At 65.0% G+C, this 12,979-nt stretch carries 14 protein-coding genes; 9 read left to right on the forward strand and 5 right to left on the reverse strand.

What is annotated here, in order from left to right; translation table 11 throughout:
* Positions 1-58 precede the first annotated feature (58 nt).
* The 3 genes from JQ591_RS24050 (at position 59) to JQ591_RS24060 (ending at position 2,968) form a co-directional block, all read left to right on the forward strand.
* A complete protein-coding gene (locus JQ591_RS24050; protein ID WP_211398444.1) occupies positions 59-505 on the forward strand; it encodes a c-type cytochrome in 447 nt (148 codons plus the stop codon).
* A 216-nt stretch (positions 506-721) separates the two neighbouring features.
* Positions 722-1,510 carry a substrate-binding domain-containing protein gene (locus JQ591_RS24055; RefSeq protein WP_211398445.1) on the forward strand — a complete coding sequence of 263 codons (789 nt, stop codon included), beginning with the start codon at positions 722-724 and terminating at the stop codon, positions 1,508-1,510.
* 162 nt (positions 1,511-1,672) lie between these two features.
* The gene (locus JQ591_RS24060) at positions 1,673-2,968 is read left to right on the forward strand and encodes a cystathionine gamma-synthase family protein (protein ID WP_211398446.1); all 1,296 of its coding nucleotides are present in this window, start codon (positions 1,673-1,675) and stop codon (positions 2,966-2,968) included.
* Positions 2,969-3,044: 76 nt separating this feature from the next.
* Here the strand turns inward: JQ591_RS24060 and JQ591_RS24065 are convergent, their stop codons facing one another.
* A complete protein-coding gene (locus tag JQ591_RS24065; protein WP_211398447.1) occupies positions 3,045-3,461 on the reverse strand; it encodes a CHRD domain-containing protein in 417 nt (138 codons plus the stop codon).
* A 155-nt stretch (positions 3,462-3,616) separates the two neighbouring features.
* Between JQ591_RS24065 and JQ591_RS24070 the strand changes: the two genes are divergently transcribed.
* Positions 3,617-4,546, forward strand: a complete 930-nt coding sequence (locus tag JQ591_RS24070; RefSeq protein ID WP_211398448.1) for a c-type cytochrome — start codon at positions 3,617-3,619, stop codon at positions 4,544-4,546.
* Positions 4,547-4,681: 135 nt separating this feature from the next.
* Positions 4,682-6,307 (forward strand): nucleotidyltransferase family protein, encoded by a 1,626-nt coding sequence (locus JQ591_RS24075; protein ID WP_349630400.1) that lies wholly within the window; start codon positions 4,682-4,684, stop codon positions 6,305-6,307.
* Here JQ591_RS24075 and JQ591_RS24080 read toward each other — a convergent pair.
* The 4 genes from JQ591_RS24080 to JQ591_RS24095 all read right to left on the reverse strand — a co-directional run bounded on the left by JQ591_RS24080 (position 6,282) and on the right by JQ591_RS24095 (position 8,737).
* A complete protein-coding gene (locus JQ591_RS24080) occupies positions 6,282-6,962 on the reverse strand; it encodes a glycosyltransferase family 2 protein (RefSeq protein ID WP_211398449.1) in 681 nt (226 codons plus the stop codon). The two genes, JQ591_RS24075 and JQ591_RS24080, sit on opposite strands and share 26 nt — an antisense overlap.
* 6 nt (positions 6,963-6,968) lie before the next feature.
* Positions 6,969-7,961: a hypothetical protein gene (locus JQ591_RS24085; RefSeq protein ID WP_211398450.1), complete on the reverse strand. Its 993-nt coding sequence runs from the start codon at positions 7,959-7,961 to the stop codon at positions 6,969-6,971.
* On the reverse strand, positions 7,951-8,385 hold the full coding sequence (locus JQ591_RS24090) for a PqqD family protein (protein ID WP_211398451.1): 435 nt from the start codon (positions 8,383-8,385) through the stop codon (positions 7,951-7,953). The genes JQ591_RS24085 and JQ591_RS24090 overlap by 11 nt, the downstream gene beginning before the upstream one ends.
* Before the next feature lie 106 nt (positions 8,386-8,491).
* On the reverse strand, positions 8,492-8,737 hold the full coding sequence (locus JQ591_RS24095; RefSeq protein WP_211398452.1) for an Lrp/AsnC ligand binding domain-containing protein: 246 nt from the start codon (positions 8,735-8,737) through the stop codon (positions 8,492-8,494).
* A 148-nt stretch (positions 8,738-8,885) separates the two neighbouring features.
* Here JQ591_RS24095 and thiD point away from each other — a divergent pair, with 148 nt between their 5' ends.
* The 4 genes from thiD (at position 8,886) to JQ591_RS24115 (ending at position 12,795) form a co-directional block, all read left to right on the forward strand.
* A complete protein-coding gene (thiD, locus tag JQ591_RS24100) occupies positions 8,886-9,686 on the forward strand; it encodes a bifunctional hydroxymethylpyrimidine kinase/phosphomethylpyrimidine kinase (RefSeq protein ID WP_211398453.1) in 801 nt (266 codons plus the stop codon).
* Between the two features lie 207 nt (positions 9,687-9,893).
* The gene (locus JQ591_RS24105; RefSeq protein WP_211398454.1) at positions 9,894-10,706 is read left to right on the forward strand and encodes a UDP-2,3-diacylglucosamine diphosphatase; all 813 of its coding nucleotides are present in this window, start codon (positions 9,894-9,896) and stop codon (positions 10,704-10,706) included.
* The gene (locus tag JQ591_RS24110; protein ID WP_211398455.1) at positions 10,706-11,749 is read left to right on the forward strand and encodes a glycosyltransferase family 4 protein; all 1,044 of its coding nucleotides are present in this window, start codon (positions 10,706-10,708) and stop codon (positions 11,747-11,749) included. The genes JQ591_RS24105 and JQ591_RS24110 overlap by 1 nt, the downstream gene beginning before the upstream one ends.
* 62 nt (positions 11,750-11,811) lie before the next feature.
* The gene (locus tag JQ591_RS24115) at positions 11,812-12,795 is read left to right on the forward strand and encodes a threonine/serine dehydratase (protein WP_211398456.1); all 984 of its coding nucleotides are present in this window, start codon (positions 11,812-11,814) and stop codon (positions 12,793-12,795) included.
* The last annotated feature ends 184 nt before the right edge of the window (positions 12,796-12,979 follow it).

The raw sequence follows: 12,979 nt of genomic DNA on the forward strand, positions 1-12,979 counted from the left end.
GGTGTTGGCCCCATTGAGGGGTCGGCATGATCCTGCATCAAGGAAAGGGATTTTGCGAATGAAGCGAGTGTTGGTTGTTGGGGGTGCGCTCCTGCTCGGTATGGGCGCGGTTTGGGCACAACAGGACTCCGTCAAGGAGGTCCAGACCCTCATGAAGGGCAACGGCAAGAACGCCGGCGCGGTGGCGGCGATGGTCAAGGGCGAGAAGCCCTTTGATCAGGCAACTGTGGACAGTGCGCTGGCGCAGTTCGAGGACACCGCCAAGAAGCTGCCGAACCTGTTTCCGGCGAGCGCAAAGGGCATGAAGCCCGAGGGCGACTACAGCGCCTCGCCGAAAATCTGGGAGGACAAGGCCGGGTTCGATGCCAAGGTCGCGAGCTTCGCCAAGGTCGTCGCCGACGCCAAGGGCAAGATCAAGGATCTCGACTCGCTCAAGGCGAGTTTTCCTGCGGTCGGCAAGGAATGCGGCGGCTGCCACGAAACCTTCCGCGTGAAGAACGGCTAAGGCGGAGCTCGTAGCCCGGATGGAGCGAAGCGAAATCCGTGAAGTCTATCCGAGCTGATAGTCCGTCCCGGATTGCGCTGCGCTCCATCCGGGCTACTGGAACCAGGAAAGGGCGGTTGCGAAAGCAGCCGCCCTTTTCTTGCGTCGCGTGTCGCCGCTGGACGCAGACTGACTTTCGTAGGACACTGCAGTGAATGCTCCCCGGGGGGCCGTATCGTGCCGCGACTTGCCGTCTGCTTGTTTGCCCTTCTGATAGCGGTCGCTTTGACGCCCGGCGCGACGGCCGCCGATATCAAGGTGATGATCTCGGCCGGGTTCTTCAGCGTGTACAAGGAGCTCGGTCCCGCGTTCGAGAAATCGACGGGGCATAAGCTCATCACCACGCGGGGGCCTTCAATCGGCGATTCACCGGAAGCAATCCCGACGCGACTGGCTCGTGGTGAGGAGGCCGATGTCGTGATCTTGGACGGGGTAGGTGTCGATGCTCTCGACAAGCGCGACCTCGCTCGTCCCGGCAGCAGGATGCCGCTCGCGGAATCGTTCATCGGCATGGTGGTTCGAGCAGGTCAACCCAAGCCCGACATCAGCACGATGGATACGCTGCGGAAGACATTGCTCGCGGCCAGATCCGTCGCCTATTCGGACAGTTCGAGCGGGACCTATCTGTCGACGGTCGGATTCCGCAAGCTCGGTGTTGCCGACGAGATAGCAGGCAAGACGCGCAAAGTGCCCGGTCCGCCTTCGGGCGAACCGGTGGCCGCCGTCGTCGCCCGCGGCGAGGCAGAGATCGGTTTCCAGCAGGTCTCCGAACTGATGCATGTCCCGGGCGTCGATTTCGTCGGTACGGTGCCATCGGAGGTCCAGCCGCCGACTCTCTTTGTCGGCGCGCTGCCCAAGAACTCGCAACACCCCGAGGCCGCAATCGCCCTGCTGAACTATCTTTCCTCAGCAGAGGCCGCAGCCATCATCACGAACGCCGGATTGAAGCCGCTGCAGGCGCATTGAAGGTTCGACCGGCCCACACGTTTGCGTGTTCGGGGCTGAGAACAGATTCCGCGCCGATTGACGAGAGTTGTCGGAACCGGCGTGCCCGATTCTGATTGCTTCACCATCGCGAGAGCTGCAACGCGCGGCGAGCACCTAGACCTCAGAACAGCGAGACAAGCCATGGTAAAACCGTTCCCGTCGAAGACGCACATCGGCAACCATATGCTGCATCCCGAAACGCTGATGCTGACCTATGGCTACGATCCGCAATTGTCGGAAGGCGCCGTCAAGCCGCCGGTGTTCCTGACCTCGACCTTTGTGTTCAAGACGGCCGAGGACGGCCAGGACTTCTTCGACTTCGTCTCCGGCCGGCGCGAGCCGCCGGAAGGGATGGGTGCGGGCCTGGTCTATTCGCGCTTCAATCATCCCAACAGCGAAATCGTCGAGGACAGGCTCGCGATCTACGAGCGCACCGAGAGCTGTGCGCTGTTCTCATCCGGCATGGCGGCCATCGCAACCACGATCCTGGCCTTCGTCCGCCCAGGCGATGTCATTCTGCACTCCCAGCCGCTCTATGGCGGGACGGAAACCCTGCTGACGAACACGCTTGCGCGTCTGTCGATCGGCGCCGTCGGCTTCGCCGATGGCGTTGACGAAGCTGTGGTCAACGAGGCCGCGGAGGAGGCCATGCGCAAGGGCCGGGTCTCGATGATCCTGATCGAAACCCCGGCGAACCCGACCAACGGGCTCGTCGACGTCGCGATGATGCGCCGTGTCGCCGACGCCATCGGAAAGAGGCAAGGGCACGTTCCGATCATCGCCTGCGACAATACGCTGCTCGGACCGGTGTTTCAGCGGCCGATCGAGCATGGCGCGGATATTTCCTTGTACTCGCTCACGAAATATGTCGGCGGTCATTCAGATCTGATCGCGGGCGCCGCGCTCGGCTCGAAGGCGGTGGTGAAAGGCATCAAGGCGCTCCGGGGCGCCATCGGCACCCAGCTCGATCCGCATTCCTGCTGGATGATCAACCGGTCGCTCGAGACGCTGAGCCTGCGCATGGAAAAGGCCGATGCGAATGCGCGCCTCGTGGCGGATTATTTGCGCGATCATCCCAGGGTGGCCAAGGTGCACTATCTCGGCCATCACGAGGCGGCGTCGCCGGCCGGGCTTGTGTTCGCGCGGCAATGCACAGGGGCGGGATCCACGTTCTCGTTCGACATCGTCGGCGGCAAGGCGGCGGCCATGAAGTTCCTCAACGCGCTGCAGATTCTCAAGCTGGCTGTGAGCCTTGGTGGAACGGAGTCGCTTGCGAGCCTGCCGGCAACCATGACCCATTCCGGCGTTCCCGCCGACATCCGCCGGAAAATCGGCGTGCTCGATTCCACGATCCGGCTGTCGATCGGCATCGAACACCCGTCGGACCTGCTCGCCGACCTCGCGCAGGCGCTGAACGCTGCCGAACCTGAGGTGTGACGCCTGCGCCGGCGCTACGGGGAATCGAAAAGGGCGGCTGCGATAGCAGCCGCCCTTTTGCTGGTCTGTGCGAAGTTTACTTCGTCACCTGACCGCGGATCTCGCCGCCGGGATTGGCCGCAGTGTGGATGTTGACGTAGAGCTTGCCGGCGAGCAGATCGGCGGCCTGCGCATCGGTCAATGTCGCCGAGCCCTCGGCCGGGCTGGACGTGGCATTCGGAATCGCGACCGCGACGCCGGCGTTCTTGCCGGCCTCGGCGGGCCCGTGGAAATGCGCGGCGGTGGCAGGGCCGGACAGGCCGGAATAGGTGAGCTTCCAGGACAGCTTCTTGCTGGCGGCGTCGTAATCCAGATCGGCGGTTCCGGTGCCGCTGCTGGTCGTTGCGGGTACCTCGGACTTGGCGTCGAGCGTCGCTTTCAGCTTTTCCGCGCTGGCTGAACCCGCAAACGCAACGGCGCCAAGCAATGACATGGCGATGACGGTCTTGTTCATGACGTTTCTCCCTGCTGAACCCGTTTGGGCTGCCAAACTTCCAACAGCCGGCATTTCAGTTTATTCCCGTTTCAGGCCGCGGTGGGCTAAATTCTTCGTGGCTGGAGCGGCGAGGACATCGGTCATATGGTTCACCGCGACGACGAAAGGACCGCATGTTGCGACGAACAATCTCCGTGGCGCTGCTCGCCGCACTCGCCGCAGCCGGTGTCTATTGGTGGCTCAGCGCGCCGGTGGTGGCGGCCGCCGGCACCGCGCCTGCCCGCGTCCCCGATCTTGCCAATGGCCAGGTGATGTTCAACGCCGGCGGCTGCGCCTCATGCCATGCCGTCCCCGACCAGCCTGACCGTACCAGGCTTGGCGGAGGCGTCGCGATCAAGTCGCCGTTCGGAACGTTCTACGCGCCGAACATCTCCTCCGACCCGACCTACGGCATCGGCAAATGGAGCGACGCCGAATTCGTCAACGCGGTGATGCACGGGGTCTCGCCCGACGGACGGCATTATTTTCCGGCCTTTCCCTATACGTCCTATCAGCACGCCAGGCGCGAGGATGTGCTCGATCTCTTTGCGTACCTGAAAACGCTGCCGGCCGTTGCAGGCAGGGTGCGCGACCATGACGTGCGCTTTCCCTTCGACATCCGGCGCAACGTCGGCATCTGGAAATTCCTGTTCATGGACGGCAAGCCCTTCGTCGCCGACAGCGCGAAGTCGTCGCAGTGGAATCGCGGCGCCTATCTCGTCAACAGCTTTGGCCATTGCGCCGAGTGCCACAGCCCGCGCAACGCGCTTGGCGGCATCATCGCCGGACAACGCTTCGCCGGCGGGCCCAATCCGGAAGGCGAGGGATGGGTCCCCAACATCACCCAGAAGCGCCTTGGCGAGTGGAGCGCGAAGGATATTGCCTATTTCCTGAAGACCGGCGAATTGCCCGACGGCGACAGTGTCGGCGGCGCGATGACGCGGGTGATCAAGAACACCTCGCAATTGTCGGACGACGATCTCTCGGCGATGGCGGACTATCTCAAATCGCTGCCGCCGGTGGACGGTCCGCCGCGCCCCAAGCGCAAGGAGGGCGGCGCCTGAAGCCGGCCCTTTCCAATTGACACGCTGGAACTGCGCCCGCATCCTTGTTGCCGGTTGGGAATTGGAAGTGCGTCACAATGGGGTGTCGAGTTTTTGCGCGGCTGGGGCTGATCGTTTCGACTTGTGATTTTGCAGGTGCAGACGAAGCGGGCCTCGCGGTTCAACCGTTCGGTTGAGATGGCGCCAAAACTCCCGACCGCGCTGAACCCGCGTTATCTCACGCTTTTCAGGGCCGCCCTCGGCCAGGGGCAGACAGCCGTCGACGCCTACCAGGCCTGGCGCGCTTCCGAGCCGCTCGACGCGGCGGACGAGGTCGTCTACCGCACCATGCCGCTGCTGGTCGCCACCGCCGACAGGGCCGGGATCGCCGACGCCGACACCAAACGCATGCGCGGCGTGGTCAAGCACGTCTGGCTGTCCAACGCGACGCGGGTCCGTGATGTCGTCGAGGCCTGCGCCGCGCTGAAGGCCGCAGGCATCGCCGCGCTGCTGATCAAGGGTGGCGCGCTGTTTGCGCGCGATGCGAGCTACATGGCGAAGCGCATGACGGGAGATTACGATCTCCTGGTCCGACGCCACGAGGCGCCGCGCGCGATCGAGGTACTGAGGCAGGCCTCGTTCCGCAGTCACGGCATGCGGGTGGAGCTGTTCTCGGAGTCCGATTTCGACCGCGACATCCACGCGGTCGCGATGTCGCGGGCCGGCCTCAGCCGGGCCATCGACCTGCACTGGCGCGCGCTGTTCTGGCTCGACGACGAGAGCTTTACCGAGGAGCTGTTTCGCACCGCCGAGACGGCGACGCTGCTGACCCACGAGGTGCTGATCCCCGGCCTAGCCGAGCATCTGGCGATCGCGGCGATGCGGCCGGAGCCTGCGGACCAGAAGGAGATGGTATTCCGCGCGCTCGAGGTCGTGCATGTCCTGGAAAGCGCCGGCACTGGTGTCGATTGGGATCGCTTTCGCGCGCTCGTGACGCGATATGGCGGCAGCCTGTTCGCCGCGCAACTGCTCGATGTCGTCGCGCGGGAGATGCCGGCGCTCGTGCCGGATGGTCTGGTGGAGCGATTGTGGAGCTACGGTCCGCCGGGAAAATCCGTCGAGATCGCCGTCCGCGCGGTGCCGTGGGGACAGCGCACGCAATGGCAGCAGTTTTGGCTCGCCTTTTTCACGTCGCTGCGCGCGCAGTTCGAGGCGCCATTCCGCTTGCTGGATTGGTCAAAACTCCCCGGCGCCGCCATGGCCGCATTCGATGCCGGTGCCGTGCACTTTCCTTGGTTTCGGGAAACGATCCTGAAACGGGTCTGGCGGCAGGCCGCCTACGCGACGCATCCGCTGCGAGGACAGGACGTCTGGTTCGGGCAGGGCTTTTCCATTCCGGAGGACGAGGGGCGGTGGACCGATCATCAGTTCGCGGTCCTCGAAATTCCGATTGCCGGACAGTCGCACGCCGCCGTCGAGCTCGCGGTGATACCGTTCCTGCCGCCGGGTACGGAGAGTTTTCACTTCGCGGCCTTTGCTGGCACGGGCGAGGTGCTGCAGTTCGCGGCCGGGCGTATCGATCCGATGCCTTTCAAGGTCGCTCTGAACGCGAAGATCGTCGGCACGGACAAGCGCAAGATCGTCGTCGCGCTGCGGATGCGCGATCCCGGGCGTCCGATGGATATCGGCCACTCGATCGACCACCGCCTGCTCGGCCTGTTCGTGAAGTCGGTGTCGGTCAACGGGGTGCCGGTGTTCACTCCGGCGGCCGCTGCGCCTTGATGGCCTTGCGCAGCGCCATCAGCGTCTGAAGGTTTTGGGCGTCCGTGTTGATGCGGCCGCCGTTGCCGAGATGAAGCCGGCGCCGGACGACGACGTCATCGACATGCGCGATCTTCAATCCGCTCTGCTTGGCGCGGCCGAGCCATGCGATGAAGAAGGTCGCAGGCAGCGTCTCGTCGAACGGATCGATCCGGTCCAGCGCTGCACGCCGGATCAGCATGCATTGCTTGAGCTCACCCGGCATGATCTCGACGGCGGGCTTGAGACGCGCGCGCTGCGCCTCCGGTACGTCGAGGCTGACGAATTGCTGCACCTTGCCGAACGCGGCGTCGAATTTGCCGTCACGATCGAGGAGCGCCAGCTGCATCTCGAGCTTGCGCGGAGTCCAGAGGTCGTCTGCATCGCAGAAGCCGATCAGCCCGCCGCGCGCCATCGCAAGGCCCTTGTTCACGGCGACGGCCTGGCCGCTGTTGGTCTGTGTGAACGCGACGATCCGATCACTGAACCGGTCGAGGGCGGCGCGCGTGCCGTCGCTCGATCCGTCGTCGATGACGATGACCTCATCGGGCGGGATCGTCTGGCCGAGCACGCTCTCGATCGCCTCGGCGATGTAGGCCTCGGAGTTGTAGGCGGCGATGACCACGGAGACGCGCATGCGGCCTCAGAGCCGTTCCAGTTGGCGGGCAAAGGCGGCGGGAATGTCCATCGGCACGGTGCCGGTATCGGCGAAGAACACCGGCGCAAGCCCCGCGATCCGCGCCACTTTGGCGGCGATCTCGTTCGGCCATCCCGGCAATTCGTAGGCCGTGGTCGGCAGCAGCGCGCGAAACGCGTCCGACTGCCGCGCCGGGGTGAATTCGGGCGTTACAGCGCCGCGCCGGCGCGGGATGAAAGTCGCGCGCAGCCGGCCGCCGCCGATCCGGTCGCCGAGATTGGCGAGGCTCAGCTCGTGGCGCGGTTCGCCGTTGAAATCCGAGACCGGCGTGGTTTCGCCGATGAAGCTCTGAAACGTCTCGACCAGGGCAGGGCGCAGCCGCGCCGAGCAGAACAGCGGCTCGATCCCGCCGGTCTCGCTGTTCACAGCGACGAAGTCGTCACCCGCATAGCGCCAGCCGGCTTTGGCGCAGGCCAGCGCCGCGGTGGTCTTGCCGCTGTGCCCTTCGCCGGCCAACAGCGTGAAGCCTGCGTCGCTTCCCACAGCCGCGCCATGGACCGCGCACCAGGGCGTGTCGTGCATCATGGCGTGGATCAGCGAGATCGCCGGCCGGCTGCGAATCCAGGGCGGCGCCTCGCCCTTCGGCAGCCAGGCGATGCCGCGCTTTGCCGTGAGATCGACCGCGAACAGCACGGGGATGACGGCCGGCTGCCACACCGAATAGATGCCGTCCTCGATCAGCAGGCGCGGGCGCTCGGAGGCCTCCGGCACCAGGGCCGAGAGGTCATGGTGGTCCGCCGTGACGAAGCGCAGGTCGAGATCGACGCGATCAGGCGTGCTCCGGATGTACGCCGGCAGGAACGTGCCGGCCAGATCCTGTGAGGCAAAGCCGAGACGCAGGAAGAACGGGCCGCAGCGGACATGCGCCTCGATCGGCTCCGATAGGGCCCTGGCGAAGACCGCCGCGATCTCCTGCCGGATGAGATCGCTAGCTTTCATGAGACTCGCGCAGCGGCCAGCCTTCATCGCCGGCATCGTGCACGGGATCCATCAGCAAGAGCTCCCGCAGATTGTCGAAGCGCTGGAATTCGGGGGCGGCGAATGCGCCCGACAGCACCGGCGCCCATGTCTCAATCGAAGTCTCGACGCCCGCATCGGCGGCGCCTTCAGCGATGAGGCCCTCGGCCAGCATGCTGTCGACGAAGGCTTGCACCTGCGGCGTGATGGAGGCGGCATCGCCGCCGGTCGCAGCAGCCAAAGCGCTCGCGATCTCCTCAACCGTTCGGTTGGCCTTGAGGCCGAGCCAGACTTGCGCGGCGCTGCCGTCGAGGTTGTAGTAGACGCCGTTCTGATAGTTGGCCAACACCACTTCACTATCGAATTGCTGGCTGATCAGCAGCGGCACCGTGGTGGTGAGGGCCATGACTTGCTCGGTACTAACTTCAATTCCAAGAACTTCAATTCAAGGCGCGGACGCTAGCACAGGCGCCCGGTCGCGCAATCGCGCGGCTTGCGCCAATTTCGGGCAGCTAGGTCGCGCCAAACGCCTTGAAGGTGATGATGGTCAGAGTGTCCTGGATGCCCGGCAGCACCTGCACCTTCTCGTTGATGAAATGGCCGATGTCGGTGTCGTTGTCGACGTAGAACTTCACCAGCAAATCGTAATGGCCGGCCGTGGAGTAGATCTCGGAGGCGATCTCGGCTTCGGCGAGCGCATTGGCGACCGTATAGGATTGGCCGAGCTTGCATTTGATCTGGACGAAAAAAGGAACCATTGCAGTCACTCCGAAGGCATATCTGACCGGCTAATAGGCCAAAACCGGCCGGATTTGGCAAGCGAACTTGATTTGGCAAGCGAACTTGCGGGGTGCCGGGGTGCGCGCTAGGACGGGCCATGGTCCCCAGGAAGTGGAAAATAGCCCCATGACGACCCCCGTGGCGCTCACCATCGCCGGCTCCGATTCGAGCGGCGGCGCCGGCATCCAGGCCGACCTGAAGACCTTTGCCGCGCTCGGCGTTTTTGGCGCTTCCGCCATCACGGCGCTGACGGCGCAGAACACGCGCGGCGTCACCGGCATTCACGCGGTGCCCGCCGAATTCGTCACCGCGCAGATCGACGCGGTGTTTTCCGATCTCGATGTCGGCGCGGTCAAGATCGGCATGGTGGCGCAAGCCGCCAGCATCGACGCGATCGCGGCCGCGCTGTCGCGCTGGGCGCCTCGGCATATCGTGCTCGATCCCGTGATGGTGGCGACATCGGGTGATCGCTTGCTCGCGTCCGAAGCCGTCGACGCCCTGCGCATCAAACTGATGCCGCTGGCCTCGGTGATCACACCCAATCTGCCCGAGGCCGCGGCTCTGCTCGGCGAACCGGTCGCGGCCAGCGAGGCCGAGATCGAGAGCCAGGGGCGCCGACTGCTGGCACTCGGCTGCCGGGCGGTCCTGATCAAGGGCGGGCACGGCGAGGGCGCCGAGAGCATCGACTATCTCGTCGATGCCAAGACCACGATCGCGCTCGCCGCGCCGCGCGTTGCCACTCGCAACACCCATGGCACCGGCTGCTCGCTGTCCTCGGCGGTTGCCGCGGGGATGGCCAGGGGCGAGGATCTCGAGCGCGCCGTGCGCAACGCCAAGACCTGGATCAGCGCGGCGATCGCGGCCGCCGACCGCTTCAGCGTCGGCCACGGCCACGGCCCGATCCATCATTTCCACAAGTTTTACTGACGCCGGCCGCGAGCGCGTCGCCGTTAACCCATTCAGCCATGCAGTTCCGGGTTCTTGCGGACAGCCATTGCAACGTCATGTCGCCTGATTGTCGCATGCGACTGATATTCGCGGGGAGAGCGAGGCGAGGTTTGATTCGTATCTGAGGGTGCCTCAAAGGTTCAATCGGTCATCCCCCTGTCACGGGACATTGTTACAGGCTGTCGCATGGGAAGTTACGATGTGAGTGACGAGAGCCCTGAAAGGCGCTTTCGCACCTTGTTCATTTCCGACGTTCATCTCGGAGCTCGCGGTTCACAAGCCGACCTTCTGCTCGACTTCCTGCGTTTCCATGATGCCGACACGATCTATCTCGTCGGAGACATCGTCGACGGCTGGGCGCTGAAATCGAGCTGGCATTGGCCGCAATCGCATAACGACCTGGTCCAGAAGCTTTTGCGCAAGGCGCGCAAGGGCGCCAAGGTCATCTACATCCCCGGCAATCACGACGAGTTCCTGCGCAACTATTACGGCACGCATTTCGGCGGCATCGACGTCGTCGAGAATACCGTCCACACCGGCGCGGACGGCAAGCGCTATCTCGTCATCCACGGCGACATCTTCGACCTCGTGGTGCAGAACGCACGCTGGCTCGCCCATCTCGGCGACAAGGCCTACGACTTTGCGATCCAGCTGAATCGCTTCGTCAACTTCTTCCGGCGCATGTTCAAAGTGCCCTATTGGTCGCTGTCGCAATGGGCCAAGCAGAAGGTCAAGAACGCCGTCAACTATATCGGCGCGTTCGAGCAGGCGCTCGCCGCCGAGGCGCGGCGCCACGACGCCGACGGCGTGATCTGCGGCCACATCCACTACGCGGTGATCCGCGACGAGGGCGGCATCCGCTACATGAATTGCGGCGACTGGGTCGAGAGCTGCACGGCGCTGGTCGAGCACGACGACGGCCATTTCGAGATCATCACCTGGGCGGACCAGGCGCAGAAGCCGGCACAAGTCCCGCAGGTCGCAGCAAGGGCAGCCTGATGCGTATCCTGGTCGCGACCGACGCCTGGCACCCGCAAGTCAACGGTGTGGTTCGGACGCTGACCAAGCTTGCTGAAGCGGCCAAGGGCCTCCACGTCGAATTCTCGTTCCTGACGCCGCAATCGTTTCGCACCTTTGCGATGCCGAGCTATCGCGACGTGCGTCTGGCGATGCCGCGGCCGGGCAGAATCGCAAAGCTGATCGAGGAGGCTTGCCCCGACAGCATCCATATCGCGACGGAAGGGCCGATCGGCCTGATGGTCCGCCGCTACTGCCGCCAGCGCAAGCTGCCCTTCACGACCAGCTTCCACACCCGCTTCCCCGAATATGTCCGCGCCCGGGTGCCGGTTCCGGAATCCCTGATCTGGCGGGCGCTGCGCCGATTCCACAGCCCCAGCCGCGCCGTGATGGCGGCAACGCCTGCGCTCGCCCGCGAGCTGACCGACCGCGGCTTCGACAATGTCGTGCTGTGGCCGCGCGGCGTCGACACCCATTTGTTCCATCCCCGCGCGATTGATCTCTGCCTGCCGGCGCCGGTGTTCCTCTCGGTCGGCCGGGTCGCGGTGGAGAAGAATCTCGAGGCGTTTCTCGAGCTCGACCTGCCCGGCACCAAGGTGATCGTCGGCGACGGTCCGGCGCGTGTCGCGCTGGAGGAGGCCTATCCGGACGCGATCTTCCTCGGCGAGAAGCACGGCGAGGAACTGGCGGACATCTACGCTGCCGCCGACGTCTTCGTGTTTCCGAGCAAGACCGACACGTTCGGCCTGGTTCTGCTCGAGGCGCTGGCAAGCGGCCTGCCGGTCGCGGCCTTTCCGGTGAAGGGGCCCCGCGACGTGGTCGGCGATGCGCCGGTCGGCGCGCTCGATCACGATCTGCACAGCGCCTGCTTCGCCGCGCTGGACATATCCCGGCAGGACTGCGTCGAATTCGCCGCCAACTACACCTGGGAGGCCTCGGCCCGGGCTTTTATCGACAGCATCCAGGCGGTCGGCGCGGTGCTGCCGGGCCGGAACGGGGCCGAGCCGGCGCGATTCGTCGCCTGAGAGCCTAAATCCTCGCGCGGAGATGTCTTGCCCGCGCCTCATCCGCCGCGATAACATCTGATATGACCGAACAGCTCCTCCCGATCGGCCCTGCCGATATCGATGCCGCGGCGCGCGTGATCGCACCCTTTGCCGTCCGCACCCCGCTGCTGTCCTTTCCCGTGCTCAACGAGCGCGTCGGTGCAAAGGTGTTCCTGAAGCCGGAGATGCTCCAGCGCACCGGCTCGTTCAAGTTCCGCGGTGCCTTCAACAAGGTCGCCTCGATCCCGCAGGACAAGCGCGCCGGCGGCGTGGTCGCCTTCTCCTCTGGCAACCATGCCCAGGGCGTGGCGGCGGCGGCAAAGATCCTCGACATGCAGGCGACCATCGTGATGCCGGCGGATGCGCCGCTGTCGAAGCGCGAGCGCACCAAATCCTATGGCGCCGAGGTCGTGCTCTACGACCGCTACAACGACGACCGCGAGGCGATCTCGCGCGGCATCGCCGAGAAGCGCGGCGCGACGCTGGTCAGGCCCTATGACGATCCCTTCGTGATCGCGGGGCAGGGCACCGCCGGCCGCGAGATCGCCGAAGACATGGCGGCGCTTGGCCTCAGCCCCGACATCGTGGTGGCCCCGGCTTCCGGCGGCGGCCTCATCGCCGGCGTCGCGACCGCGATCAAGGCGCGTTATCCGCAGGCGCAGATCGTGGTGGCCGAGCCCGAGGCGTTCGACGATCACGGCCTGTCGCTAACCGCGGGCCATCGCGAGCCGCATGCCCCCGCTGGCCGCACCATCTGCGATGCGCTGATGGCCCTGATCCCCGGCGAGATGACCTTTGCGATCAACAGCAAGCTGCTCGCGCGCGGCGTCACCGCATCCGACAAGGAAGTCGGCGCGGCTGTTGCCTTTGCCTACCGCGAGCTGAAGCTCGTGGTCGAGCCGGGCGGTGCGGTGGGCCTGGCCGCGCTGCTTGCGGGGCGTCTTGATGTCGCCGGCAAGAACGTCGTCATCGTGCTCTCCGGCGGCAATGTCGACGCCGATCTGTTTGCCGAGTTGGTGGCCTGAGAGCAGTTTCGCTGCGGCCCATCCTTCGAGGCGCCCGCTTTGGCGGGCTCCTCAGGATGAGGACGGAGTGCGCGGCAGCAGTTTCAACCGGTACCGATGCTGATTAGCCTCATCCTGAGAGCCTGACTCAAAAAGGGTAGACACCCTCAAGGTCTGGCCAGACGGCGAGTTAAGAGCCTCAGAT

It is taken from the genome of Bradyrhizobium canariense (assembly GCF_018130465.1).
Classification (GTDB): Bacteria; Pseudomonadota; Alphaproteobacteria; order Rhizobiales; family Xanthobacteraceae; genus Bradyrhizobium; species Bradyrhizobium canariense_C.